At 64.5% G+C, this 24205-nt stretch carries 24 protein-coding genes and 3 pseudogenes; 11 read left to right on the plus strand and 16 right to left on the minus strand.

What is annotated here, in order from left to right; all coding sequences use genetic code 11:
* Positions 1-1051 (plus strand): annotated as a pseudogene (locus ACNPP0_RS23605) (GDYXXLXY domain-containing protein); the annotation flags it as partial.
* Positions 1052-1058: 7 nt separating this feature from the next.
* Here the strand turns inward: ACNPP0_RS23605 and gluQRS are convergent.
* The 4 genes from gluQRS to ACNPP0_RS23625 form a co-directional block, all read right to left on the minus strand.
* Positions 1059-1952 (minus strand): tRNA glutamyl-Q(34) synthetase GluQRS, encoded by an 894-nt coding sequence (gene gluQRS / locus ACNPP0_RS23610; protein ID WP_448707166.1) that lies wholly within the window; start codon positions 1950-1952, stop codon positions 1059-1061.
* A gap of 41 nt (positions 1953-1993) precedes the next feature.
* Positions 1994-2452: a Smg family protein gene (locus ACNPP0_RS23615; protein ID WP_006216709.1), complete on the minus strand. Its 459-nt coding sequence runs from the start codon at positions 2450-2452 to the stop codon at positions 1994-1996.
* Between the two features lie 261 nt (positions 2453-2713).
* Positions 2714-4738, minus strand: coding sequence for a TRAP transporter permease (locus tag ACNPP0_RS23620; protein ID WP_332609187.1), 2025 nt, complete (start codon positions 4736-4738; stop codon positions 2714-2716).
* Positions 4739-4858: 120 nt separating this feature from the next.
* Positions 4859-5821, minus strand: coding sequence for a TAXI family TRAP transporter solute-binding subunit (locus tag ACNPP0_RS23625; protein WP_332609186.1), 963 nt, complete (start codon positions 5819-5821; stop codon positions 4859-4861).
* 288 nt (positions 5822-6109) lie between these two features.
* On the opposite strand from ACNPP0_RS23625, the gene ACNPP0_RS23630 reads away from it, so the two are divergent.
* On the plus strand, positions 6110-7249 hold the full coding sequence (locus ACNPP0_RS23630) for a DSD1 family PLP-dependent enzyme (RefSeq protein ID WP_448707167.1): 1140 nt from the start codon (positions 6110-6112) through the stop codon (positions 7247-7249).
* Positions 7250-7260: 11 nt separating this feature from the next.
* Here ACNPP0_RS23630 and ACNPP0_RS23635 read toward each other — a convergent pair whose 3' ends face one another.
* The 6 genes from ACNPP0_RS23635 to ACNPP0_RS23660 form a co-directional block, all read right to left on the minus strand.
* On the minus strand, positions 7261-7998 hold the full coding sequence (locus ACNPP0_RS23635) for an amino acid ABC transporter ATP-binding protein (protein WP_332609182.1): 738 nt from the start codon (positions 7996-7998) through the stop codon (positions 7261-7263).
* On the minus strand, positions 7979-8635 hold the full coding sequence (locus tag ACNPP0_RS23640; protein ID WP_448707168.1) for an amino acid ABC transporter permease: 657 nt from the start codon (positions 8633-8635) through the stop codon (positions 7979-7981). The genes ACNPP0_RS23635 and ACNPP0_RS23640 overlap by 20 nt, the downstream gene beginning before the upstream one ends.
* Complete coding sequence (locus ACNPP0_RS23645) at positions 8632-9300, minus strand: amino acid ABC transporter permease (protein ID WP_332609181.1); 669 nt, start codon at positions 9298-9300, stop codon at positions 8632-8634. The genes ACNPP0_RS23640 and ACNPP0_RS23645 overlap by 4 nt, the downstream gene beginning before the upstream one ends.
* A gap of 18 nt (positions 9301-9318) precedes the next feature.
* Positions 9319-10101: a transporter substrate-binding domain-containing protein gene (locus ACNPP0_RS23650; RefSeq protein WP_332609180.1), complete on the minus strand. Its 783-nt coding sequence runs from the start codon at positions 10099-10101 to the stop codon at positions 9319-9321.
* 126 nt (positions 10102-10227) lie between these two features.
* Entirely contained in the window at positions 10228-10551 is a 324-nt protein-coding gene (locus ACNPP0_RS23655; RefSeq protein ID WP_448707169.1) for a hypothetical protein, read from the minus strand.
* 240 nt (positions 10552-10791) lie between these two features.
* Positions 10792-11757 carry a Bug family tripartite tricarboxylate transporter substrate binding protein gene (locus ACNPP0_RS23660; protein WP_448707170.1) on the minus strand — a complete coding sequence of 322 codons (966 nt, stop codon included), beginning with the start codon at positions 11755-11757 and terminating at the stop codon, positions 10792-10794.
* A gap of 215 nt (positions 11758-11972) precedes the next feature.
* Between ACNPP0_RS23660 and ACNPP0_RS23665 the strand changes: the two genes are divergently transcribed.
* From ACNPP0_RS23665 to ACNPP0_RS23675, 3 genes are all read left to right on the plus strand, one after another.
* Positions 11973-13166, plus strand: coding sequence for an acetylornithine transaminase (locus tag ACNPP0_RS23665; RefSeq protein ID WP_448707171.1), 1194 nt, complete (start codon positions 11973-11975; stop codon positions 13164-13166).
* Between the two features lie 221 nt (positions 13167-13387).
* A complete protein-coding gene (locus tag ACNPP0_RS23670) occupies positions 13388-13849 on the plus strand; it encodes a mobile mystery protein A (protein ID WP_332609175.1) in 462 nt (153 codons plus the stop codon).
* On the plus strand, positions 13840-14430 hold the full coding sequence (locus ACNPP0_RS23675) for a mobile mystery protein B (RefSeq protein ID WP_448707172.1): 591 nt from the start codon (positions 13840-13842) through the stop codon (positions 14428-14430). The genes ACNPP0_RS23670 and ACNPP0_RS23675 overlap by 10 nt, the downstream gene beginning before the upstream one ends.
* Before the next feature lie 61 nt (positions 14431-14491).
* On the opposite strand, the pseudogene ACNPP0_RS23680 reads toward ACNPP0_RS23675, so the two are convergent.
* Positions 14492-15145 (minus strand): annotated as a pseudogene (locus ACNPP0_RS23680) (helix-turn-helix domain-containing protein); the annotation flags it as partial.
* Between the two features lie 7 nt (positions 15146-15152).
* Between ACNPP0_RS23680 and ACNPP0_RS23685 the strand changes: the two are divergent.
* Positions 15153-15349: pseudogene (locus ACNPP0_RS23685) on the plus strand (hypothetical protein); the annotation flags it as partial.
* A gap of 50 nt (positions 15350-15399) precedes the next feature.
* On the plus strand, positions 15400-15882 hold the full coding sequence (locus ACNPP0_RS23690; RefSeq protein WP_448707173.1) for a cupin domain-containing protein: 483 nt from the start codon (positions 15400-15402) through the stop codon (positions 15880-15882).
* Between the two features lie 216 nt (positions 15883-16098).
* Here ACNPP0_RS23690 and ACNPP0_RS23695 read toward each other — a convergent pair whose 3' ends face one another.
* Complete coding sequence (locus ACNPP0_RS23695) at positions 16099-17043, minus strand: LysR family transcriptional regulator (protein WP_448707174.1); 945 nt, start codon at positions 17041-17043, stop codon at positions 16099-16101.
* A 155-nt stretch (positions 17044-17198) separates the two neighbouring features.
* Here ACNPP0_RS23695 and ACNPP0_RS23700 point away from each other — a divergent pair, with 155 nt between their 5' ends.
* The 4 genes from ACNPP0_RS23700 to ACNPP0_RS23715 are packed head-to-tail and all read left to right on the plus strand — an operon-like array spanning position 17199 to position 20672.
* Positions 17199-18635, plus strand: a complete 1437-nt coding sequence (locus ACNPP0_RS23700) for an NAD-dependent succinate-semialdehyde dehydrogenase (RefSeq protein WP_448707175.1) — start codon at positions 17199-17201, stop codon at positions 18633-18635.
* A 14-nt stretch (positions 18636-18649) separates the two neighbouring features.
* Positions 18650-19000: a carboxymuconolactone decarboxylase family protein gene (locus ACNPP0_RS23705; protein ID WP_448707176.1), complete on the plus strand. Its 351-nt coding sequence runs from the start codon at positions 18650-18652 to the stop codon at positions 18998-19000.
* Positions 18997-19986, plus strand: coding sequence for an NAD(P)H-quinone oxidoreductase (locus ACNPP0_RS23710; protein WP_448707177.1), 990 nt, complete (start codon positions 18997-18999; stop codon positions 19984-19986). The genes ACNPP0_RS23705 and ACNPP0_RS23710 overlap by 4 nt, the downstream gene beginning before the upstream one ends.
* Positions 19987-20039: 53 nt before the next feature.
* Positions 20040-20672, plus strand: a complete 633-nt coding sequence (locus ACNPP0_RS23715) for a hypothetical protein (protein ID WP_448707178.1) — start codon at positions 20040-20042, stop codon at positions 20670-20672.
* A gap of 228 nt (positions 20673-20900) precedes the next feature.
* Here ACNPP0_RS23715 and ACNPP0_RS23720 read toward each other — a convergent pair whose 3' ends face one another.
* The 4 genes from ACNPP0_RS23720 to ACNPP0_RS23735 all read right to left on the minus strand — a co-directional run bounded on the left by ACNPP0_RS23720 (position 20901) and on the right by ACNPP0_RS23735 (position 24118).
* Positions 20901-21488: a hypothetical protein gene (locus tag ACNPP0_RS23720; RefSeq protein WP_448707179.1), complete on the minus strand. Its 588-nt coding sequence runs from the start codon at positions 21486-21488 to the stop codon at positions 20901-20903.
* Entirely contained in the window at positions 21403-22278 is an 876-nt protein-coding gene (locus ACNPP0_RS23725; RefSeq protein WP_448707180.1) for a leucine-rich repeat domain-containing protein, read from the minus strand. The genes ACNPP0_RS23720 and ACNPP0_RS23725 overlap by 86 nt, the downstream gene beginning before the upstream one ends.
* 91 nt (positions 22279-22369) lie before the next feature.
* The gene (locus tag ACNPP0_RS23730) at positions 22370-22777 is read right to left on the minus strand and encodes an ASCH domain-containing protein (protein ID WP_448707181.1); all 408 of its coding nucleotides are present in this window, start codon (positions 22775-22777) and stop codon (positions 22370-22372) included.
* A gap of 204 nt (positions 22778-22981) precedes the next feature.
* The gene (locus ACNPP0_RS23735) at positions 22982-24118 is read right to left on the minus strand and encodes an MFS transporter (protein ID WP_448707197.1); all 1137 of its coding nucleotides are present in this window, start codon (positions 24116-24118) and stop codon (positions 22982-22984) included.
* Positions 24119-24205 lie beyond the last annotated feature (87 nt).

The following is a 24205-nucleotide window of genomic DNA, read 5'->3' on the forward strand; positions in this document are numbered from 1 at the left end:
CACGCGATGGAGCCGCTGGCCTGGGCCTTCCTGCTGTCCGTGCAAGGCATGGTCTGGCTGGCGGGCGGCATCTCGGCCCTGCACCTGCCGGCCATGGGGAAGCTGAACCCCCAGGGCGCGTTCCTGGTGGTGGCCGGTGCGCTGTTGCCGGCCGCCGCCGCGCTGGCGGTGCTATGGCCGCGCCGCCACGTGCTGACGGGCGGCGTGACCTGGGGCGTGCCCATCGCCTTGCTGGCCCTGGCGCTTTTCTGGCTGCCCAGCCCGGGCGTGGGCTTTGCGCTGGCCTGGCTGTTGCTGGGCTTTGGGCTGAACCAGTTGCGGCTGGTCATCTTTGGCGTGTTGAGCCTGCTGGCTTATCTGGGCGTCTATTACTACCAGCTGGATGTGCCGCTGCTGCAAAAGGCGCTGTGGCTGGGCGGTGGCGCCGCGCTGCTGTTCGTGCTGCGCGGCCTGGTCTGGCTGGTGCCGCGCTTGATGCGTACGCAGGCGCCCGACCGGCGCGCGCCGCTGCCGCCGGTGTCAGGTCCGCTGCGCTGGCGCACGCTGGCCATTCTGGGCGGTCTGGCGCTGGTGCTGGTGGTGGCCAATGGCGGCATCTGGCAGCGCGAAAAGCTGCTGGCTACCGGCAAGGTCGTGATTCTGGAACTGGCGCCGGTCGATCCCCGGTCGCTGATGCAGGGCGACTACATGGCGCTGAATTTCGCCGCCAGCCGCGACATCACCCGGCTGCGCTTGGGTGGCGATCGCCTGGCGGACGAGGACTCCCTGATGGGGTTTGAGCCCGACGGATACGTGATGCTGCAAGCCGATGCGCGCGGCGTGGCCCACGCCGCTACGCATCCAGCCGAACGCGCAGCCGCATGCGCCGGGCGAAGTGCCGTTGCGATACCGGGTGCGCGATCGCGGCGTGCGTATCGTCACCAACGCCTGGTTCTTCCAGGAGGGCGAGGCCAAGCGCTTTGAAGTGGCGCGATATGGCGAACTGCGCGTGGCGGAAAACGGCGAAGCCTTGTTGGTGCGGATGCTGGGCGAAGACCTGCAACCGCTGTAGCAGCGCGCTATTTTTGAAGGGATGGCAGCGGAAAGCGCCGCGCCCAGTGCGCGGTGGCCGCCGACAGGAATGCTTCCGGTTCCGCCGCCGAGATGGGCGCGAAACCCAAACCGCGCCATGCTTCTTGCAGCGCGTTAAGGGGAGCGCCGATGTCGATGGGAGGCGCGCCGTTCTGCTTGGACAACTTCAAGCCGCTGGCCGCGTCCAGCATCAACGGCACGTGCAGGTAGCGCAGCGGTGGCAAGCGCAGCAGGCGGCCCAGCACGCGCTGGCGCGCGGTGGAACTGAGCAGATCCGCGCCACGCACCACATCGGTCACGCCCTGCTCCCCGTCGTCCACTACCACTGCCAATTGATACGCCCACAAGCCATCGGCGCGCCGCAAGGCAAAGTCGCCCACGGCGGCGGCCACGTCCTGCTCTTGCGGACCCAGCCAGCGGTCTTCGAAATGTTCAACGCCGTCAGGCACGCGCAAGCGCCACGCGCGCGCCTGCCGGCCGGGCGGCAAGCCGTGACGGCAGGTGCCTGGATACGGACGTTCACCGTCGGCGCCAGGCGCGGTCTGGCCGCGCAAGGCGGAATCGGCGATTTCACGGCGCGTGCAGCCGCAGCCGTAGATCAGGCCACGGGCGGCAAGCGAGTCAAACGCGGATTGATAGGCGGCGTTGCGCTGGGACTGCCACAGGACGTCGCCGTCCCAGTGCAAGCCCAATGCGCGCAGTTGCGCCATGATGGTGTCGGCGGCCCCTGCGACGCTGCGGGGGGTGTCCACGTCTTCCATGCGCAGCAGCCAGCGCCCGCCGTGGGCGCGCGCGTCCAGCCAACTGGCCAGCGCGGCCACCAGCGAACCCGCGTGCAGCGGCCCGCTAGGGCTGGGGGCGAATCGGCCTACGTACGGCATGGCAACCGCTTACAGCAACCGCAAAAAACCTGCGCGCCGCTTCAATGCAACAACCGCACGCCCTCTTCGTCCAGCAGCTCTTCCAGGACCAGGTTGTCGATCTCCGCTTCCTGGCTCCAGAGAACCATGAGGGCGATGATCTTGATCTTGGATAGCGGCACGGGCGTTTCGGGCGAAGCGAGGCCTCGGTCGATGACGATCTCACGCAGGGGCGCCGGCAGCACGCCGGCCGATTCCAGGAAGGCGATGAAGCCGATGGATTCGGAGCCGAGCTGGCTGTATTCGTTGTCGGTGTAGATCCGGGTTCCGGTGTTGGGCGCCTGAGCGAGGTCGACACATCGTTCGGTGGTCTCGGCAAGGCCATACAGCCAACCGAGCGCGTCGTCGATGTCTTCGTGCTCGAAACCGGCGGCGGCTAGCCGCTTTGCGAGCACATCGGCCGCAGGACAGGCTTGCGGCGTGTAGTAATTCTCGAACAGATAAACCAGGATATCGAACATATGGCGCAGTGTTGTGCCTGTTTGCACAGTCGGCCCGCATATCGGCAGACCAGCAAACATGAATTTTACTTTACGCTGATTTATTTAGCCGGGCAACCGGCGAAAAGGCGGAATGTTGTATGGCGTCACCCTGTCGTGGACGGCCCCCATTCTGCCCTTATTTGCTGCCAAAATGCGCGATAGTGCAAAAGAAAACAGGGGCGGACAATCGGGTCCGCCCCTGTTTTTATCCCTTGCCGGACCGCGCCGGCAAAGCGGTTCTCAGGCTGCCTTGGCCGCGTTCTCCAGCTTCAGTCCGGCAAACTGGCGGATGAACACCGGGATGCAGATGGCCAGCCCGATCACGCCGCTGGTCACCCCCGGCACGATCGTCAGCAACGCGCCCAGCGTGCACAGCCACCGCTCCCAGCTCTTCATGCCGACCAGCATGTAGCGCGAGAACGCCGCCGACAGCAGCACCAGGCCCACCATGCAGCCGATCAGCGTCACGAAGAAGTCGTACCAGGTGAAGCCCTGCACCGAAATCAGCAGCGACGGCGAAAACACGAACACGAACGGCACGATCAGCTTGGTGATGCCCAGCCTGAATGCCGTGTTGCCCGTTTGGAACGGGTCACTGCCCGCCATCCCGGCCGCCGCGTAGGCCGCTAGCGCCACGGGCGGCGTGATGTCTGCCAGGATGCCGAAATAGAACACGAAGAAGTGCGCCGCAATCGGCTGCACGCCCAGCTGCACCAGCGTGGGCGCGGCCACCGCCACCATGATCAGGTAATTGGCCGTGGTGGGAATGCCGCAACCCATCAGGATGCAGACAATGCCCGTCATGATCAGCGCGGCCACCAGCGTCAGCGACTGCGTATTCGCGATGGCCTCCGGAATCACCGCCGAGGCCACGCCGGCGATGGACTGCGCCGCCGAGATCACGATGTACGACACCTTGAAACCCACGCCCGTCAGCGTCACCACACCGATCACGATACCTACCGTGCCGGCAGCGGCCCCCACGGCCAGCGCGTACTTGGCGCCGGTCTCGAAGGCTTCGTACAGATCACGCCAACGCAAGCGCTGGTACGGATTGAGCAGCCCCACCAGGACGCAGCCGGTGATGCCCGCGAATGCCGCCAGATACGGCGTGCGGCCGCTGGCCAGCACGCCGATCAGCAGGAACAGCGGGATCAAGGTCGGCCAGCGCATCTTGAACGACTGCTTCAGCTTGGGCATTTCCTCGGCCGTCAGGCCGCGCAGCCCTTCGCGCTTGGCCTCGAAGTGCACCTGCATGAACAGGCCGAAGAAGTACAGGAAGGCCGGAAAGATACCGGCGATGGCGATCTGCTGGTACGGGATGCCCAAGAATTCGATCATCAGGAACGCCGCCGCGCCCATGATGGGTGGCGTGATCTGCCCGCCGGTGCTGCTGGCGGCTTCGACCCCGGCCGCGAAGTGGCGCGGATAGCCCACGCGGATCATCGCGGGAATGGTCAGCGACCCCACCGTGACCGCGTTGGCCACCGATGAACCGGACAACATGCCGAACATGGCCGAGCCAAACACCGACACCTTGGCCGGGCCGCCGGCATAGCGGCCGGCAACTTTCGAGGCCACGTCCAGGAACAACTGGCCAAGCCCGATGCGGGTGGCCAGCACGCCGAACAGCACGAAGTGAAATACGTAGGTCGCCACCACGCCCACCGCCACGCCGTACACGCCCTGGCTGGTCAAATACATGTGGTTGACGATCTGGGACCAGCTGTTGCCCGCATGTTGCAGCAGGCCCGGGAAGTACGGGCCGAACATGGCGTAGGCCATGAACACCAGGGCGATGATCGGCAGCGGCCAGCCCATGGCGCGGCGCGTGGCTTCCAGCAGGCCGATCAGCAGGATGGACCCCATGAACACGTCGATGGGCAATGGATTGCCCACGCGGAACGCCAGGTCTTCGAAGATGTACGGGATGTACATCACAGACAGCGCCAGCGCCACGGCGATGACCCAGTCATACAGCGGGATGCCGCCCGGCGCGTACCAGGTGGATTTCGGCTCGCGCTGATAGTGCGATTTCGAAAAACCGAACACCAGGAAAATCAGGCTGAGCACAAACGCCAGGTGCACGCCCCGATGCGTGGCTTCGCGCAGCAGGCCAAAGCCCGCGGTGTAGTAATGAAAGATCGAGAGCGTGACCAGCAGGCCCGAGACGATCCAGGTGGCGGTCTTGTCCAGCGGCCGGAAGCGGATTTCGGAATCGTATTTTTCCGCCAGCTGCTGGGTCTTTTCGTGGTCTATTTCCATCGACGTATTTCTCAGGTGAATCCGCAAACAGGGCCGCACGAGGCGGCCCTGCGCAATGCCGGCGCAGCACCGGGGGTACCCGGCGCGCCGGTGTATCGCCGTCGCGAGTACGGCTTGGGCTTACTTCAGCAGACCGATTTCCTTGTAGAACTTCTCGGCGCCCGGGTGGAACGGAATGCCGGCGCCCTTGATGGCGTTGTCGCGCGTGATCAGCTTGCCCTTGGCGTGGCCGTTGTCCAGCGTCTTGCGCGTGGCGTCGCTGTACAGCGCCTTGGTGACGTCATACACGACCTGTTCCGGCAGCTTGGCCGACGTGACCATTTGCGCGTTGACCGAGATGGTCTTGACCTCGCCCACGTTCTGGTAGGTGTTGGCGGCGATGGTGTCGGGCGTGAAGAACTCCTGCTTGGCGCGCAGCGCGTCGATTTCCGGGCCGACCAGCGGCACGATTTCGATGCCCCCGCCGCTGGAGGCCAGTTCGGCGATGGCGCCGGCCGGCGCGCCGCCCACGAAGAAGAACGCGTCCAGCCCGCCGTCCTTGAGCTTGTCGCCCGCCTGGTTCGGCTTCAGGTATTCGGCTTTGATGTCCTTGTCGGTCATGCCGTAGGCGCCCAGGATCAGGCGCACGTCAACCAGCGTGCCCGAGCCCGGTTCGTCCATCGAGACGCGCTTGCCCTTCAGGTCGGCCACGCTTTTGATGCCCGCGCCCTTGCGCGTCACCAGGTGGATGCTTTCGGGATACAGCGTGGCGATCAGGCGCAGGTCTTGCGCCTTGGGCTTGCCTTCGAACGTGCCCGTGCCGCTATAGGCCCAGTACGCCACGTCCGACTGCGTGAAGCCGGCTTCGAACGAGCCGCCCAGAATGCCGTTGATGTTGGCCACCGACCCGTTGGACGCCACGGCCGTGGCCACCAGCTTGCCCGGCTGCGACACGGCGTTGGCGATGATGCCGCCGATCGGGTAGTACGTGCCTGCCGTGCCGCCCGTGCCGATGCGGAAGAACTGCTGGGCCTGTGCGGAACCCACGGTGCCGACGGCGGCAACCGCGACGGTCAGGGCGGTGATCCAGTGTTTGAGTTTCATGCGAGCTTCTCCGGTGTTGTCAGGTAGGGTTCGTGTGACGGAAATCGTCTTGTCATTCCTGTGCCGGGCGGTTCCAGAAAAGCGCCGTCCGGGCACAAAAATGGGCCTCCCCTTGGGGGCCGTTTTCATGTTGAAATTCTGGCATGCGGGGCATCCGTAGCCAATGGTTACGGAGCTATCGTTTACCTGGGGGTGAATAAGCCTTGGGGTTATGGAAGGTCGTGCTTTAGTTATGGTGTGGCCGCTGGCGGTTACATCCCACGCGCTGTAGATCACGGAGTTATCCCGATGTCCCAGGAAGTCATACGCGGCATTGCGCTGCCCCCGCCGGCGCAGCCGGGCGATCCGTTGGCCCGCGTCGATACGCCCAGCCTGGTGCTGGACCTGGCGCCCTTCGAGGCCAACTTGCGCGCTATGCAGGGCTGGGCGGACCGCCATGACGTCGCCTTGCGCCCGCACGCCAAGGCGCACAAATGCCCCGAAATTGCGCGACGCCAATTGGCCCTGGGCGCGCGCGGCATCTGCTGCCAGAAGGTCAGCGAAGCGCTGCCTTTCGTGGCGGCCGGCATCCACGACATCCACATCAGCAACGAAGTCGTCGGGCCGGCCAAGCTGGCCCTGCTGGGCCAACTGGCGCGCGTGGCCAAGCTGAGCGTCTGCGTGGATAACGCGAAGAACCTGGCGGACATTTCCCAGGCCATGGTGCAAGCCGGCGCCCAGATCGATGTGCTTGTCGAAGTCGACGTCGGACAAGGGCGCTGTGGCGTCTCGGACGACGCCCTGGTGCTGGCGCTGGCCCAACAGGCGCGCGATCTTCCCGGCGTGGACTTTGTGGGCCTTCAGGCCTATCACGGCTCGGTGCAGCATGCCCGCACGCGCGAAGAGCGCGCGCAGATCTGCCGCCAGGCCGCGCGCATCGCCGCGTCTTACGCCCAACTGCTGCGCGAAAGCGGCATCGCGTGCGACATCATTACCGGCGGCGGCACGGGCAGCGCGGAATTCGATGCGGCAAGCGGCGTCTATACCGAGCTGCAAGCGGGCTCGTACGCGTTCATGGACGGCGATTACGGCGCCAACGAATGGGACGGTCCGCTTACGTTCCAGAACAGCCTGTTCGTGCTGTCCACCGTCATGAGCGTGCCCGCGCCCGACCGCGTGATCCTGGACGCGGGGTTGAAGTCGACCACCGCCGAATGCGGCCCGCCCGCCGTCTTCGACGCGCCGGGCCTGACCTATGCCGCCATCAACGACGAGCATGGCGTGGTGCGCGTGGCGCCCGAGGCCGCCGCGCCGGCGCTTGGCGACGTGCTGCGCCTGGTGCCCTCGCACGTGGACCCCACGTTCAATTTGCATGACGGCCTGGTCGTGGTGCGCGATGGCGTGGTGCAAGACATTTGGGAAATCGCCGCGCGCGGCTTTTCGCGCTGATTCCCTTCCCATTACATCGCCAGGTTCGTCATCCCCAGGAATTGCCGCAATTCGGGGGTGGCGGGCGATGCGAACAATTCCTCGGGCGGCCCGATCTCATGCACGCGGCCCTGGTGCATGAAGACGACGCGGTCGCAGACCTCGCGCGCAAAGCGCATTTCGTGCGTGACCATCAACAGCGTCATGCCGTCGGCTGCCAGTTCCCGCACCACCGCCAGCACTTCGTTGACCAGCTCCGGGTCCAGCGCCGACGTGATTTCGTCGCACAACAGCGCCAGCGGCTGCATCGCCAACGCGCGTGCAATGGCCACGCGCTGCTGCTGACCCCCCGACAGTTCCTCGGGCCACGCATCAAACTTGTGTGCCAGGCCCACGCGCGTCAGCATGGCGCGCGCCATGTCGGCCGCGGCCGCCTCCGGCATGCGCTTGGCCACCATGGGCGACAGCATCACGTTGCGCCCCACCGTCAGGTGCGGAAACAGGTTGAACTGCTGGAAGATCATGCCCACCTTGAGCCGCAGCGCGCGCAGCCGCAATTCGTCGTCGCCCAGCTGCGCGTCGGCCACCATGATGGCGCCGCCGTCAATCTGCTCCAACCCGTTCACGCAGCGCAGCAGCGTGCTCTTGCCCGAGCCGCTCTTGCCGATGATGGCGATGACCTCGCCGGGTTCAACGCGTAGCGTCACCCCCTTGAGGACTTCGTTGTCACCGAATTTCTTGCGGACGTCTTCAAGGGCGATGAGGGGCATGCAACTTCCTTTCCAGCCGGAGGCTGAGGCGCGACAGGGGCCAGCACAGCGCGAAGTAGATCAGCGCGGCGCAGGCGTAGACGGTGAAGGGACTGAACGTGGCGTTCGTGATCACCGTGCTGGCCTTGGACAGCTCGGTGAACCCGATGATGGAGGTCAGCGCCGTGCTCTTGACGATCTGCACGGCGAAGCCGACGGTGGGCGCAATGGCGATACGCAGCGCTTGCGGCAGTACCACGTAGCGCATCTGCTGCACGTAGCCCAGCGCCAGGCTGGCGGACGCTTCCCACTGGCCTTTCGGAATGGCTTCCACGCAACCGCGCCAGATCTCGGCCAGGAAGGCGCCCGACCACAGCGTCAGCGCGGCGCCCGCCGCCAGCCAGGGCGGCACTTCCAGGCCCGGCAGCGACAGCCCGAAGAACGCCAGGAACAGCTGCATCAATAGCGGCGTGCCCTGGAACAGTTCGATATACGCCCAGCTGGCGCGGCGCATCAGCGCCACGCGCGACGTGCGCATCATCAGCGCCAGCATGCCCATCAGCGTGCCGCCCACAAACGCCACCAGCGACAGCACCACCGTCCAGCGCGCGGCCAGCAGCAGGTTGCGGACGATGTCCCACATTGAAAATTCAATCATCGCGCCGCCTTGCGAAACAGGCGCCGGCCCGCCAGGCGCAGCAACTGGCGCAGGACAATGGCCAGCGCCAGGTAGATGCCGGTGGTGACCAGGTACACCTCGAACGCGCGGAAATTGCGCGACTGGATGAAGTTGGCGGCAAAAGTCAGGTCTTCGGCCGCGATCTGCGAGCACACCGCCGAGCCCAACATCACAATCACGATCTGCGACGACAGCGCCGGCCAGATGCGTTTCAGGGCCGGTTTCAGCACCACGTGCCGAAACACCTGAAAGCGCGTCATCGCCAGGCTGGCGCCGGCCTCGTACTGCCCCTTGGGCGTGGCGTCGATGCCGGCGCGGATGATCTCGGCGCTATAGGCGCCCAGGTTCAGCGCCATCGCCAGGCAGGCCGCCTGCATTTCGCCCAGCTGCACGCCCAGCGATGGCAGGCCGAAAAACACAAAGAACAGCTGGATCAGGAACGGCGTGTTGCGTATCACCTCGACATAGGCGGCCACGGGCGCGCGCAGCCAGCGCGGCCCCTGCGTGCGGACCCAGGCGCAGGCGATGCCCAGCGCCACGCCCGCCACCGCGCCGAAGGCGATCAGTTCCACCGTCACGCCGATGCCTTTCACCAGCACCGGCGTGTAGTCGAATACCGACGCGAAGTCGTATTGGTAAGCCATGATGGCCGCCGTCGGAACTTACAGGTCCTTGGGCAGCTCGGCCCCCAGCCATTTCTGCGAAATCGCCGACAACGAACCGTCACGCTTGGCGGCGGCCAGGATGTCGTTGACCTTGGCGCGCAGCTTGGCTTCGTCTTTGTTCATGCCGATGTAGCACGGCGAATTCTTGATCAGGAATTTCGTCTCGGGCTTCTTGGGCGGATTGCGTGCCAGGATGGCGGCAGCCACCACGTTGCCCGTGGCAATCATCGGCACCTGGCCCGACAGGAAGGCCGTGATGGTGCCGTTGTTGTCCTCATAGCGCTTCAGGGTGGCAGAAGCCGGTGCGATCTTCGACAGCTCGATGTCTTCCACCGCGCCACGCGTGACGCCGATCGTCTTGCCGGCCAGGTCCGCCGCCGACGACACCTTCAAGTCCGCCGGGCCGAACACGCCATTGAAGAAGGGCGCGTAGGCATCGGAAAAGTCGATGGCTTTTTCGCGTTCCGCATTCTTGCCCAGGCTGGAAATCACCAGGTCCACCTTGCGGGTCTGCAAGTAAGGCACCCGGTTGGCGCTGGTGACCGGCACCAGTTCCAGCTTCACGCCCAACTGCTTGGCGATCAGCGCGGCCGTATCAATGTCGTAGCCCAGCGGCTTCATGTCGGCCCCCACCGAGCCGAACGGCGGGAAGTCCTGCGGCACGGCGATCTTGATGGTGCCGGCTTTGACGATGTCATCCAACGTGTCGGCGTGCGTCAGCGGCGCGGCCAGCAGGCTGGCGGCGGTGCAAAGGGACAACAACAGGGTTCTACGGTTCATGAGGAACTCTCCAGGGCGCGCATCGCCCGGGGCGGGTCGATGCGTTGCACACCGATTCGGTATACAAAGCTGGAAAAGCAAGTTCCGTGCCATTTGGCGTGCGCCCGGCACGGCGTTGTAGCGCGTTTATGTTCGCCCTGATTTGGTGCGTGCCGTGCGCTCAATGCGGGCATGAACGGCACCGGTTTGGGGGCGTGAATCCGTCAGCATCATGGCGGCCATATCCAGCATTGCCCGCAAACGATCCATATGCCGCAAGTCGTGGTGATCGCCCACCCAGATGTCTCGCGTGGACGGTTGATCCGGCGTGTCGATGCGGCCAGCCCGTGGGGATTGGGTTGGCGTAGCGTCTTTCTGAGCAAGCTTCCCATCATCCTGCTTGCCGTTCCCGCCGCGCTCGATCAGCGCCGCCGTAAGCGTCGCCCTGGCCGGCGGGTTGTTCATCGCCATCGCGCCCGACGGCGCCAGTGCCCAAGACGGACGTTCGGCTTGGTTTTGCCGCGACCTCGGTGGCCATAAGCGTGGCGCTTGCTCTGGCGGCCGGGCTGGTCTGGAAGCGGCAGGCAACGGGAAAGACCAACCAAGCTTTGGCCGGCAAGTTGAGCGGGGGGCTGACGTTGCGGTGAAGTAAAAAAGCCGCCCCGGGGAAGGAAAAAACCCCGGAACGGCTTCTCGGCGGCGCCTGGATGCTTAGTCCACCTGCGCGCCCGACTGCTTGACCGCGCGGCCCCACTTGTCCACTTCGGTGGCGATGAACTTGCCCGTGGCCTCGGGGCTGAGCGGCATCGGTTCGGCGCCCCGGTCACGCAGGAACTTCTGCATTTCCGGCGTATTCAGCGCCACGCCGATCTGACGGCTCAGGTAGTTGGTGACGTCGGCCGGCGTATCGCGCGGGGCCAGCACGGCGGCCCAGCCGATGGCCTCGAAACCCGGATAACCCGATTCGGCCACCGTCGGCACGTCCGGCAACTGCGGCAGGCGCTTGGCGGTGGTCACGGCCAGCGCCACGGCTTTTTTGTTCTGCACGTGCGGCAGGCCCGCGGTCACGGAATCCACCATCAGCGGCACCTGGTGTCCCAGGAAATCCGCCTGCGCCGGGCCACTGCCCTTGTACGGAATGTGGCGGATATCGATGTTGGCCGCCGCCTTGAACATCTCGGCCGACAGATGCTGCGTGCCGCCGATGCCGGCGCTGGCGTACGCCAGTTCGCCCGGATTGGCGCGCGCCTGCGTCACCAGCTGCGTCAGGGACGTGATGCCGGACGCCGGCGTGGCCAAGAACATCAACGGCACCGAGAACACGCCCGACACCGGCGCAAAATCCCTGGTCAGGCTGTAGTTGATGGTCTTGTACAGCGTCTGGTTGACGGCGGCGGCGCTGCCCGCGATGACCAGCGTGTAGCCATCGGCGGGGGCGCGCATGGCTTGTTCCATGCCGATGTTGCTGCCCGCGCCGGCGCGGGTTTCCACCACGATCGGCTGCTTGACGGCGGCGCCCAGCTTTTCAGCCAGCGCGCGGGCAAAGATATCGGTGGCCTGCCCGGGCGGGAACGGCACGATCAGGCGGATGGCGCGTTCGGGATATTCGGCGTGCACCGGCGCGCCGGCCGCCGCCAGCGCCAGGCCGGCGGCAAGACTGGAAAGAATACGTTTCATGATTGGTCAGTAAAAAGCGACAAGGGCTGCGCGCGAGAGGCGCGCCACTTCTCATAAAATAGAGCGCCCGAACGGCGGCCCTTTTGAGGCGGCCCGGGGCGATTCGGCGGGGGGTGCGTCACGATAGCATCCCTCTGTCGGTGCTACATTTGCCTTTTCGCGCTTTGCCCGCGAAGTTTTTCCTTCACCGCTGTCCTTACCCCGCAGGAACCGCCATGGAATTCAGCCAGTTCAACGTCAACACCCTCATGGACATCACTTCCCGCCCGGACCTCGTGTTCGTCAGCGGCAAGGGCTCCTGGCTGGAGGATCATGCGGGCAAGCGATACCTGGACTTCGTGCAGGGCTGGGCGGTGAACACGCTGGGCCACTCGGCGCCGGAAATGCAGCGCGCGCTGGTCGAACAGTCGCAAAAGCTGATGAACCCGTCGCCGGCGTTCTACAACATCCCCTCCATCGAGCTGGCCCAACGCCTGACCGGCGCGTCGTGCTTTGACCGTGTCTTCTTCGCCAACAGCGGTGGCGAAGCCAACGAAGGCGCCATCAAGCTGGCGCGCAAGTGGGGCCAGGTCAAGAAGAACGGCGCCTACAAGATCATCACGATGAACCACGGCTTTCACGGCCGCACGCTGGCCACGATGTCCGCATCGGGCAAGCCGGGCTGGGACAAGATGTTCGCCCCGCAAGTCGAAGGCTTCCCCAAGGCGGAATTGAACGACCTGGAATCCGTGAAGAAGCTGATCGACGACAAGACCGTCGCCATCATGCTGGAGCCGGTGCAAGGCGAAGGCGGCGTCATCCCCGCCACCAAGGAGTTCATGCAGGGCCTGCGCAAGCTGGCCGACGAGAACCAGCTGCTGCTGATCGTGGACGAAGTCCAGACCGGCATGGGCCGCACCGGCGAGATGTTCGCCTACCAGCATTCCGACGTCACGCCGGACATCATGACGCTGGCCAAGGGCATCGGCGGCGGCGTGCCGCTGGCCGCGCTGCTGGCCCGCCAAGACGCCTGCGTGTTCTCGCACGGCGACCAGGGCGGCACGTACAACGGCAACCCGCTGACCACCGCCGTGGGCGTGGCCGTGTTCGACACCCTGGCCGCCCCGGGCTTCATGGACGCCGTCAACGCGCGCGCCAAGCAACTGTCCGAAGGCCTGCTGGCCCTGTCGGCCAAGTACGGCATGAAGGGCGAACGCGGCCAAGGCCTGCTGCGCGCCCTGGTCATGGACCGCGACGACGGCCCTGCCATCGTCGAAGCCGCCCGCAACCAGAACCCCCAAGGTCTGCTGCTGAACGCCCCGCGCCCCAACCTGCTGCGCTTCATGCCCGCGCTGAACGTCACGGCCGAAGAAATCGACCTGATGCTGACGCAACTGGACGCGCTGATCGCGCAGGTGCGCAAGGCTTGATTGATTCAGGCTGGCAAGAGTGAGCAAGGGCCGCGGATTCGCGGCCCTTTTTCTTGCGCGGACAGGCTCGCGGGGCGCGGAGACGGGGATCGCACCTTCATCGTTAGCCTATAGTGCAGCAATCCCGCAAAACTTGTTGCACTATAGGCTAATAGAATCTGCGGTTTTGCTGCGCTATAGGCTAATATTCTCCTAACTTATGACTGCGTATAGGCTAGGAAATGTCCCCCGAACTCAACCAACTTCGCTTGGAACAACTGCAGGCCGCGCTCTCTGCTTACGCAAACCTGTTGGGGCGAAAACCGCCTGCTAGCGGTTGGTTGAAGCTGATCCGTGAGTCGCTTGGCTTGACTCAGCGGCAGCAAGCCGAACGTTTGGGAATTTCGGCGCCCACGCTTCATAAATCAGAGCAAGCGGAAGCGGACGAACGCATCACGCTCAGGCAACTGCGCAAGCTGGCGGACGGGCTTGATTGCGAACTCGTTTATGCCTTGGTGCCTCGCAAGCCGCTTACGGATAGGGTTCAAGAGCGCGCCCGCGCTGTCGCGCTGGAAGAGGTCGGAGGCGTTGCGCACACCATGGGCCTCGAAGACCAGCGCCCAACAGAGGACCGGCTCCGTAAACAAGTAGAGCGCAGAATCGATGAACTGCTACGGGGCCGATGGTCCGAGCTATGGCGCTAGATCTTGACTATGAAAGCGGCCAGACACCACTGGACCCCGATGAACGGGCGGGCCTCATCCCCGAGCACCTGAGCACCAAGGGCGACTTGAATGATTGGGAGCAGGAAAACCTGTTGCGTGCGGTGCGCTGGTTGAAAAGGGCTCGTTCGCCAGATGTTCTAAGCGAAGGATTCTGCCGAACGCTCCATTCCAAAATGTTTGACCAGACCTGGAGCTGGGCAGGGACCTTCCGTCGGTCAGACAAGAATATCGGTTGTGACTGGACGCAGGTCAGCACACGTCTATCGCAACTGCTTGCCAACACCCGTTGGGGAATCGAGCGTGGCGCCTATCAACCTGACGAAATCGCTGCCCGCTTTCACCGCGACCTGGTCTGGATTCACCCATTCCCAAACGGCAACGGGCGGCATTCCCGAATGATGGCTGACGCTCTTCTACGTAGCCTGGGGCAAGCGCAGTTTTCCTGGGGGGGCGCGGGAAATCTTGTGAACGCCTCCAACGCTCGGACTCGCTATCTCAACGCGCTACGCGCCGCGGACCAGGGCGAATATCACTTGCTGCTTGCGTTTGTTCGCAGCTAAAAGCGCCTTGCCCAACGGGCCGATCTGTCGCAGCACCCTGGACAAGCGGTAGCCCCCGACGTCAGTGCGACGACACATAGGTGGCGTCGGCAAACGCCGCGGGAATCGCGAAGCTTTCGCGCATGCGTCTCGCCTCGGCCGCCGGCGTCAAGCCGAACAGCCGCTTGAACTCTCGGCTGAATTGCGATGTGCTTGTGTAGCCTACGGCGTGGCCCGCCGCTTCAGCGGTCAAGTCCTGGCGCACCATTAACAGCCTTGCCTGATGGAGCCGCGTCGATTTCACGTACTGCATCGGGGACACTTGCGTGACCGCCTTGAAATGGCTGTGGAAGCTGGGAACGCTCATGCCCGCCTTCTGCGCAAGCTGCGTCACATCAAGCGGTTCGGCGTACGCGGCATGAATATGCCGTGGCGACATCCCTATCCTGCCAAACTGCCCTTGCATCGCCAGTGCCTCGCGCATCGCCCCGCCTTGTGGCCCGGTCAACACGCGGAAGTAACGTTCGCGCAGCAGGCCCGGTCCCAGCACGGCGGCTTCGATTGGCTGGTGCATGGCTTCAATAAAGCGCAGAACGCAGGTGCGTATCCTGTCGTCCATCCGAGTCGACATCATGCTCTTGGGCACCTTTGCCCCATCGCCCGTGCCTGCGTTGCCGATCTGCGCGGCCGGCTCGGCAGCCACCGTGAAATTAAGGTGCGGATAAAGCGCCTGCAACAACGTCGTCACGTCGATGGGCGGACACGTCACCATGCCGGGAATCGCGTACTACTGCGGCAGCAAATTCGCGCTGGAAGGCACAAGCCTCCGGCGCATCTATTGCTGGGCAGCGATGCGCTGACGCTGGTGCGAGCCAAGCTTGCTGCGTTGGATGACGAGTTTCGAGAGTGGGAGGCGACTACGGTGTCGACGGATGCCTGATACGCTGTAATCAAGACATGCCTTCATAGGAACCACCAGGAGAACCGCCGATGAGCCGACCGGAATTCATCAAGCACTGGACCGAACTCGAAGCGTCCGACGCGCATTCCTACCAGGGCGATACCGAAGCCATGGCGCTGGACGCGCCGCTTTCCGCGGAACTCGGCATCACACGCGTCGGCATTCATCACGTCAGGCTGTTGCCCGGTCGACGTACGTCATATCCGCACGCCGAAAGCACCGAGCAGGAATTCGTGTTCGTGCTTCAAGGCAAGCCCGATGTCTGGATAGACGGCGTGTTGCATCCGATCGCCGAAGGGGACTGCGTTGCGTTTCCCGCCGGCACCGGCATCTGTCATACCTTCATCAACAACACGCAGGACGAAGTCAGGTTGATGGTGGTCGGCGAACCGACACGCGCCGACAACCTTGTGCGCTTCCCGCTTAACGAAGCGTACGAACGTACCCGCGTGAACCGCTGGGTAGACTGGCCCGCCAGGCCGCTGGGCGGCCATGACGGGAAGCCTGACTGAGTGGTCCTGGCAGATGCCCTCACACGCCGATAACGTTATCGCGCTCTATCAAGACCACATAGCGGCGTCTGGCGGCGCCCGGGGCGGTGTTGATGTTCACCAGCGCGACGTCGCTGGGAGAAGCCATTGGCCGCTCGAAGGCAAGCCGCTTTATCACGGCGGTGTGGACCGCAATGAATATCGGCAACTGCTCAAGGCCAATGGGTTTGCCATTCGCTACCCTGCTTCTGCCGCCACAATCCCCAGCTCCGCCGCATACCCCGCCAGCTGCGCGCCCACGTGCAGCTTCAACGCATCCACGAACAACTTGATCTTTGCATCCACGAATTGTCGCGACGGGTACAGCGCATACACGTTGCGCTGGTTCGTGTAATAGCCGGGCAGCACCCGCACCAGCGTGCCCCGGCGCAGATCCTCGATTGCCGAGAAACCGGCAAGCAGGCCGATGCCCGCGCCATCGCGCAGGGCCGTCGCCATGGCGTCCATGTCGTTCACGCCGAAATGCGAGCCGGGCGGGCAGTGGGTGTACGTGCCGTTCGCGCTTTCCAGATGCCATTCGTCCGGGGCGTAGTCCACCGTGCTGAGCAGCACGCAGTCATGTTGCGCCAGGTCTTCGGGGGTTCGCACCGGCGGACGCTGTTCAAGGTAGGCGGGCGATGCGGCCAGGATGCAGTGGCTGACGCCGATTTTCTGGCTGACGTAGGTGGAGTCCGGCAAGGCGCGCGCGATCACGATTCCGACGTCCAGCTGTTCTTCCAGCAGGTTCGGCATGCGCTGCGATAGCAGCAGGTCAACGGAAGCATCGGGGTATTCCTTTCTGTACGCGAGGGCCGCGCGGGTGACCAGGGTGCGGCCCAGGCCCGGCACGGCGTGAACGCGCAAGACGCCACGTGGCGAGATCGTTGCATGGCCTGCTTCGGCCTCCGCCCGTTCGACGTCGCCCAGGATCGCCACACAGCGGTCATAGAACCGATGCCCCACATCGGTGACGACCAGGCGGCGGGTGGACCGCTGGATCAGCCGGGCGTTCAGCCCTTCTTCCAGCGTCGTGACCGCGCGTGAAATGTTGCCGACCGTGGTGGAAAGGTGGTTGGCGACGGCAGTGAAGCTGCCCATTTCGACCACCTTCGCAAACACCGACATGTTGTAAAGCTTGTCCATCGTGGGTCCATTGTGTGGGGGCGACTTTCCCTCTGGCAGAGAAAGTCATTCCTTCGCCAAGGGCTAAATCCGCGCCTGTCTCGCGCCTAGACTTCGTTCCATGGTCAGGCCCCTGGCCCGGCAGGAAACGAACAATCTTATCGGAGTTTGCAGCCATGAACGGCAACTATGATCCGCTTTACCTCTTCATCAACGGCGAATGGATAGGCGCTGGCGAGCGCGACACCGCCGCCGTGATCAACCCGGCCACGCGCCAGGAACTGGGCCGCGTGCCGCTTGCGACGCCTGCCGACCTGGAGCGCGCGCTTGACGTGACGCAGCAGGCGTTCAACACATGGCGCACCGCCTTTCCCAACGAGCGTGCCCGGGTGCTCAAGCGCGGTGCGGAATTGATGCGCGAGCGGGCCGAGCACATCGCCACGCTGATGACGCTTGAAGAAGGCAAGCCGCTGGTTGAAAGCCGCGATGAAGTATTGCGCGCCGCCGATTACTTCGACTGGTTTGCCGAAGAAGCCAAACGCATAGACGGCCGCGTTGTGCCCGCCAACCGTCCCGGCGTGCAACAACTGGTGAAACGGCAAGCAATTGGGCCGGTGGCGGCTTTCACGCCCTGGAACTTCCCGGCCATCACGCCGGCACGCAAGCTGGCCGCCGCGCTTGCCGCCGGGTGCAGCGTCATCATCAAGCCCGGCGAAGAAAGCCCCGCCACCGCGCTGGCACTGGCCCGTGCCCTGGACGACGCCGGCCTGCCCAAAGGCGTGCTGCAAGTGGTTTTCGGCGTGCCCGACGACGTCTCGCGGCAGTTGATTGCGTCCCCGGTCATCCGCAAGGTGACGTTCACCGGGTCGGTGCCGATCGGCAGGTTGTTGTCGGCACGCGCCGCCGAAGGGGTGAAGCCCATCACGCTGGAGCTGGGCGGGCACGGGCCGGTTCTGGTGTTCAACGATGCCGAGGTCACGCGCGCCGCGGTCGAAGGCGCGGCCAACCGGTTTCGTGGCACGGGCCAGGTCTGCATTTCGTCGACACGCTTTCTGGTTCAACGCGGCGTCTATGACGAATTCCGCGAACACTTCGTCAAGGCCACGCGCGCCCTGAAGGTGGGCAACGGGCTTGATCCGGCCACGCAGGTCGGCCCGCTGGCGAACCCGCGCCAACTTGAGAAGATGCAGGCCTTGATCGCGGATGCGGTGGCATGCGGGGCCACGGTGCTGACTGGCGGCAAAGCCATCGAAGGGGAAGGCTATTTCTTCGAACCAACGGTGCTGGCCGATGTACCGATGCAAGCCAGGATCATGCACGAAGAGCCCTTTGGCCCCATCGCGGTGCTGATGGCCTTTGATGAGCTTGCGGACGGTTTGCAGGAAGCCAACCGCTTGCCCTACGGCTTGTCCGCCTATGCGTTCACCCGTGATGCACGCACGGCGATCGACGTGGCCGATGGGCTGGAAGCCGGCATGATCGGCATCAACCAATATCGCATCGTCGCGACCGAGCTGCCGTTCGGAGGCATGAAGGAAAGCGGACACGGTTCTGAGGGCGGCGTTGAAGGTATCGAGTACTACCTCACGCACAAGTTCATCAGTCAGGCTTGAACCGGGAACAGCACATGTCCAACATCGATTTCAGCCAGCCGCGTGAGGCCGCGCGCGCCTTTACGCCCACGCTGTCGGCCTTCGTCGACAACACGCTTTACCCCGACGTCTGGGGCGACCCCGCGTTGGCGCCCCGAGACCGCAGCCTGATCACCGTGGCCGCGCTGATTGCCGCTGGCCACACGGACGAACTGCCTGCCCATTTGCGCCGCGCCGTCAGTAACGGCGTGACGCGCGAAGAGCTGGCGGCCGCCATCACGCACCTGGCGTTCTATGTCGGCTTTCCCGCAGCAATCACCGCATCGGCGATTGCACAACACACACTGGCCGCATCATCCGAAAGCGGCGCGAAGGACAAGCAATGAAAGCGATTACTTTTGAACAGTTTGGCGAGGCCGACGTGCTTGAAGTGGCCGACGTTCCGCGGCCTGAAATGCGACCCGATGACCTTATCGTCCGCGTGCATGCCGCCGGCGTGAACCGCGCCGACCTGACGCACCGCCGGGGTGGCTATGGCCGCCCGAATTTTGGCGACTCCACCATCATGGGCCTGGAGATCGCGGGCGACGTGCTGCAAGCAGGAAGCGCCGTGCGTGGATTCAAGGTGGGCGACCGCGTGATGGGCGTGGTGGGCGGCGGCGCCTACGCGGAAGTGGCGCGGCTGGACTGGCGCATGGCTTTGCCCGTTCCCGACGCGCTGGACTACGTGCATGCCGCCGCCATCCCCGAAGTGTTCGTCACCGCGCACGAAGCCATGCTGCACCTTGGGCGTTTGAAGGCCGGCGATTCCGTGCTGATTCACGCGGCGGCGGGCGGTGTCGGCTCTGCGGCAGTGCAGCTTGCCAGGGCGACGGGAGCCACCGTATACGCCACGGCCGAGGCCAGCAAGCTGGCGCAGGTCCAGCAACTGGGCGCCGATTGCGTCATCGACTATCGCACGCAGGACTACGCGCGGGTCGTGGCCGAACAGACGTCGGAGCGCGGCGTGGACGTGGTCATCGACTTCATCGGCGCGCCCAACTTCGCGCGCAATATCGCGTCGCTGGCCAACGGCGGGCGGCTGGTTCAGGTGGGCATCCTGGGCGGCGGCGGCCAGATCAACATCGCTCTTGAGGACATCCTCTATCGCCACCTGCAAATTTTCGGCACCGTGATGAAGTCGCGCCCACAAGCCGAAAAGCACGCGATGGTGCAGCGCTTTCGCGAGCATTGGCTGGACCGCTTTTCCAGTGGTGCCGGGCTGGTTCCCGTCGTGGACAGCACCTATCCACTTGAACGCGCATCGGACGCGCATCGCCGGATGGAATCGTCTCAGAATGTGGGGAAGATCATCTTGACGATGGGGGCGTAGGGCCACAGCGATGGCGCGCGCGGGGCCGTGGCGCGCCAATCGGTTGTATTCTTTTGCCCGTCGTCATCATTCACGAGAGAACGCGCGTGCATTGTCAAACTTGTGGGGCGGCGCATCGCGGTCGGGGCCGTCTTTGCGACGAATGCAGCAAAACCTTGTCTGGCTTGTCGGACGCCAAGCAGGCGCCGCCGCCCTTGGGTGGCTTCGATGTGGAAAAGGAGCTGACTGCGCCCGCGTATCAAAAACCGCTCTCCCGGGAGGGCGGCTGGGATCGGCCGCAACTCGTTCGCATGGACGTCATACCCATCGCGCTGGCGGGCCGTTCGCTACAGCGGGGATGGCTTACCGCGTTTGGCGCGGCGGGGCTGGCCGTCACCATTGGCGAAGTGGCTTTCAAGTGGGGCGTGTGGTGGTTCTGGTTTGTTGTGCCCAGCGCGATTGCGTTTCTGATCGGCCATGGTCTGATGAAGAAGCGGTTTGTACGGCTTGCCGGCTTGCTCAACTTCGAAGCCGATAAGTCGGGGCGGGTCTACCTCACCACGATGGGCGGAAGCTGCCCCGTCTGCAATGCGGAAATCAAGCTGAAAGACATCGGGCCACAGAAGCGCAGCAAGACGGTCATTCAGTGTGCGGACAACAAGACGCATCAATGGGCGTTCGACCCCGGGCAGCTGGAGTCGCTGTAGCCGGGTGGTTCATTCATCCACCGAACGCATATCGCACGTCGTCTCGCCGGACGCCTCGGCGCGCACCGGTATTTCGGGCTTCAGGTTGGTGGTCCACCCCGAAAAGCCGAATGTGGCGGGGCCTGGTGGCGTCCAGGCGGCAACGCTGGACGGGGCTTACGCGCCAACCACGGGCGGCAGCGTCAGCGCGGCAAGCAGCACAGGCGTACGTTGAACGGACATGGGGAATTACCGCTCAAGGCAGCCGCTGATGTCGGAAGTCAGCCGGGCCATTTCCTTGTCCACGCCCAGGTCCGTGCAATAAGCGCCCGCGCCGCGCAAAGACAGATTCAGGGTGGACGTCTTCTTTGAGACCTCGGCCCGCAGACGGAAGCCGCCGGTGTTGGGCGTGCTGTAATTTTTTGACTCCAGCACGCCGGATTGCGTGTCGCGGATGGCGTAGCCGCTGTCGAACAGCGCACTATGGTCTTTGCCGGAGACGCTTGCCTGATCGATGCAGGCGAACACCGCATCAACGGATGCGTTTTGCGGCACTGCGATCGACGCGCTTGTGCTGGGACCGAACGCGTCGCACATGCCGGAGGACATAGAACAAGCACCCAGCAATGCGGCAATACCCAACGTCAATGCCAGGCGGCCCGATCGTTGCCAGCTTGCCCACGCCTTGCGATTGCAGTGCATATCCTTGATCTCCTGAAACGCCATGAAGTGCCATGAAGTGGCACCGTAGTTACCGTGTAGCAGCGATATTCGCGCGCCGCAACGAAGCGCGCAACGTGTGTTCCAGCTGGCCCAGACCCACATTGCCGCAGCCAACCAAGGTCAGTTCCTGCAAACGTCGCAACGTTGCCAGTACGCTGATATCCGCAATCCGCGCGCAGTACTGGATGTTCAGAAATTCCAACTTGGCAAGGGTCGCGATCGGGCCGATCGTATCGAGCAAGGGAAGGTTCTTCAGACGCAGCGAACGCAGGCCGGGTAGCTGTTCAATGCCGGATAGCGTTGTCAGGGTCCGCCCACCCAACAGGCCAAGCGCGACCAGCGGCAGCGGCGCCAGGCGATTGAACAGCGACGAATCGAACGGCACGTTCCACAGGTTCAGTTCTTTCAACGCCAGCTGCAACGCGCTATCCACCAACGCGCCGCGCCGATCGGGAATGGCCGATAGCGATATCAACGCGGGGAAGTCCTGTGGGTCCAAGCGCAGCGTTGCGCCGACGGTCAGGGATTCCAGGCGGGGCATCGGACCCGCCTGCCAGGTATAGGTGCCCGATTGGGGATGCATGGACAAGTGGCGCAGGCTGGCGGGCAGCATATCGGCGCGCAGCCCCTTTACGACGCTGGGCAGGATGACGCCCGGTCCAATCGACAAATGGACCAGCGAGGGCAGCCGGGCGATGAGCTCGGGCAGGGCTTGCAGGGGATCTTCGTGCGGCGCCCACAGGTGCACGTCTGTGATCTGGGCCAGCGTGGCCTCGTCCGGTGGCGCATCGTAGAACACGATGCGCGCATCGTCGCCGGGAAAGTGCGCGGACTGGCGGCTATGCATGAAGCGCCAAGTCTGATCCCGACCGGGCAGGGGCGTCGAAAACGGGATGGGCGACATGCGGTTTTCCAATGGAATTTGGATCGCCAGTTTACGAGGCGAATCAAGGCCGCGATCACCCATGTGTAGGGCGGCCTGGGCGCTGTGGACCTTAAGGGGCCGACCTGTCAAAAACGTGAACGACGCGAAAGCGCTCGCACACCAGCATCATGTCCGGCGAGTAACCGCCATTGCGTTCGAAGTAGGCAATGTGTTCGTCGCGCCAGACCGGGTACGGGCCTTCGCCTTCGGCGACGGCGAACGCTTCGTCGATCTGGTCAAAGCGCTGGATCAATACGCCGGTCGTCTCGATGACGCAGGCGGGGCGGCCCTGGCCGTCCAGCACGACATCGCGCCGGCCCGCTTGGGGTACGGGCTCTTCGTCGCCAAAGTGGTCAAGCGCGCCGCAAGTGGCGGTCTTGGTTCCGGCCAGCACAAGGGCCAGCAAGGCGTCGGCAAGTTCCGGCGAATCGCCGAATTGAAACGTCACGGCGTCTTCAAAGGGGGCGGGTGGTTTCATGGTTGGCATGGGTGCTGCACCTGATTCGGGTCGGGGATGGACGTTGTGCGGTCCACGGCCAGGCGCCACTTTTCAACGCGGGCCGAGTACGAGACTGAAACGTGATGATGGCATTCTAGTGACTTTGATGCGGGCGAGCCGTGACCCCGCCGGCATGCCCATTACCTGCCACCGCCCAGAGGCCGCCCAGCCACCGCCCAGCCCCTACGCGCCTGCCGCCGCACGCGCGTGCGACCGTGACGTCAGGGTGGCCAGCATCGCCGCCACCAGCAGCACCACGGCGCTGACTGCAAAGGTGCTTCGATACCCGCTGTGGTCGAACAGCAGCCCCCCTATCGTCGACCCCAGCGCGATGGACAGCTGGATCACCGCCACCATCAATCCGCCCGCGGCTTCGGCGGACCGGGGCATGGCTTGTGCGACCCAACTCCACCAGCCGACGGGCGCGGCAGTGGCCAGCAGCCCCCACAAGCCCAAGAGTATCGCGACCACGGTCAGCGAGGCGCCGAACGGGATCAGCGCCAGCGCGATGACCGCCATCAACACGGGGATGACGATCAGCGGCGGATACAGGCCATTTCTGAGGACCGTGCCAATCAGGCCGGTGCCCACGACGCCCGACACGCCAATGGCCAGCAAGACCAGCGACAACGACGACACGCCCACGTGCGTGACGGTTTCCAGGAAAGGCCGCAAGTATGTGAACAGCGCGAATTGCCCCATGAAGAACGCACCGCAAGCGGCCATGGCCAGCGCAACGAAGGGGCGCTTGAGCAGCGTGAATGCGTTGCCCGACGCGCGGGCAGGCGGCTCGGCTTGCATGGCGGGCAGGCTGACCCATTGCCACGCCAGCGCCAGTGCCGCCACCGGAACCAGGCACAGGAAGGCGCCGCGCCACCCTATCGCCGCCGCCAGGTAGCTGCCCAGCGGTGGCGCCACGACGGTGGCCAGCGCATTGCCGCCGTTGAAGACGGCCAAGGCGCGCGGCACCTGGCGCGCCGGCACCAGGCGCATGGCGGTCGCAGCCGACATCGACCAGAAGCCGCCGATGACCACGCCGATCAGCGCGCGGCCCACCATGTACACCGGGTAATTCGGCGCCAGCGCCACGGTGGCGCCAGAGACGGCCATCAATGCCGTCAAACCCAGCAACAGCGTCTTGCGGTTCATGCTGCCGGCCAGTCTTCCGATGGACAGGCTGGTCAGCACCGCGAACGCGCCCGAAATGGCAATGCCCTGCCCCGCCAGCCCTTCGCTGACTTGTAGGTCGGTGGCGATCAGGGTCAGCAGGCTGACCGGCATGAATTCCGAGGCGATCAGCGCAAAGACACACAACGTCATCGCGAAGACGCCGCCCCAATGCGCGGGCGCATCGGGGCCGACGTGCCGACTGCGGGGTGCGTCGTGTTCCGGCTTGCCGGCCGCCGT

The sequence above is a fragment of the Achromobacter semiaridum genome, from assembly GCF_053543755.1.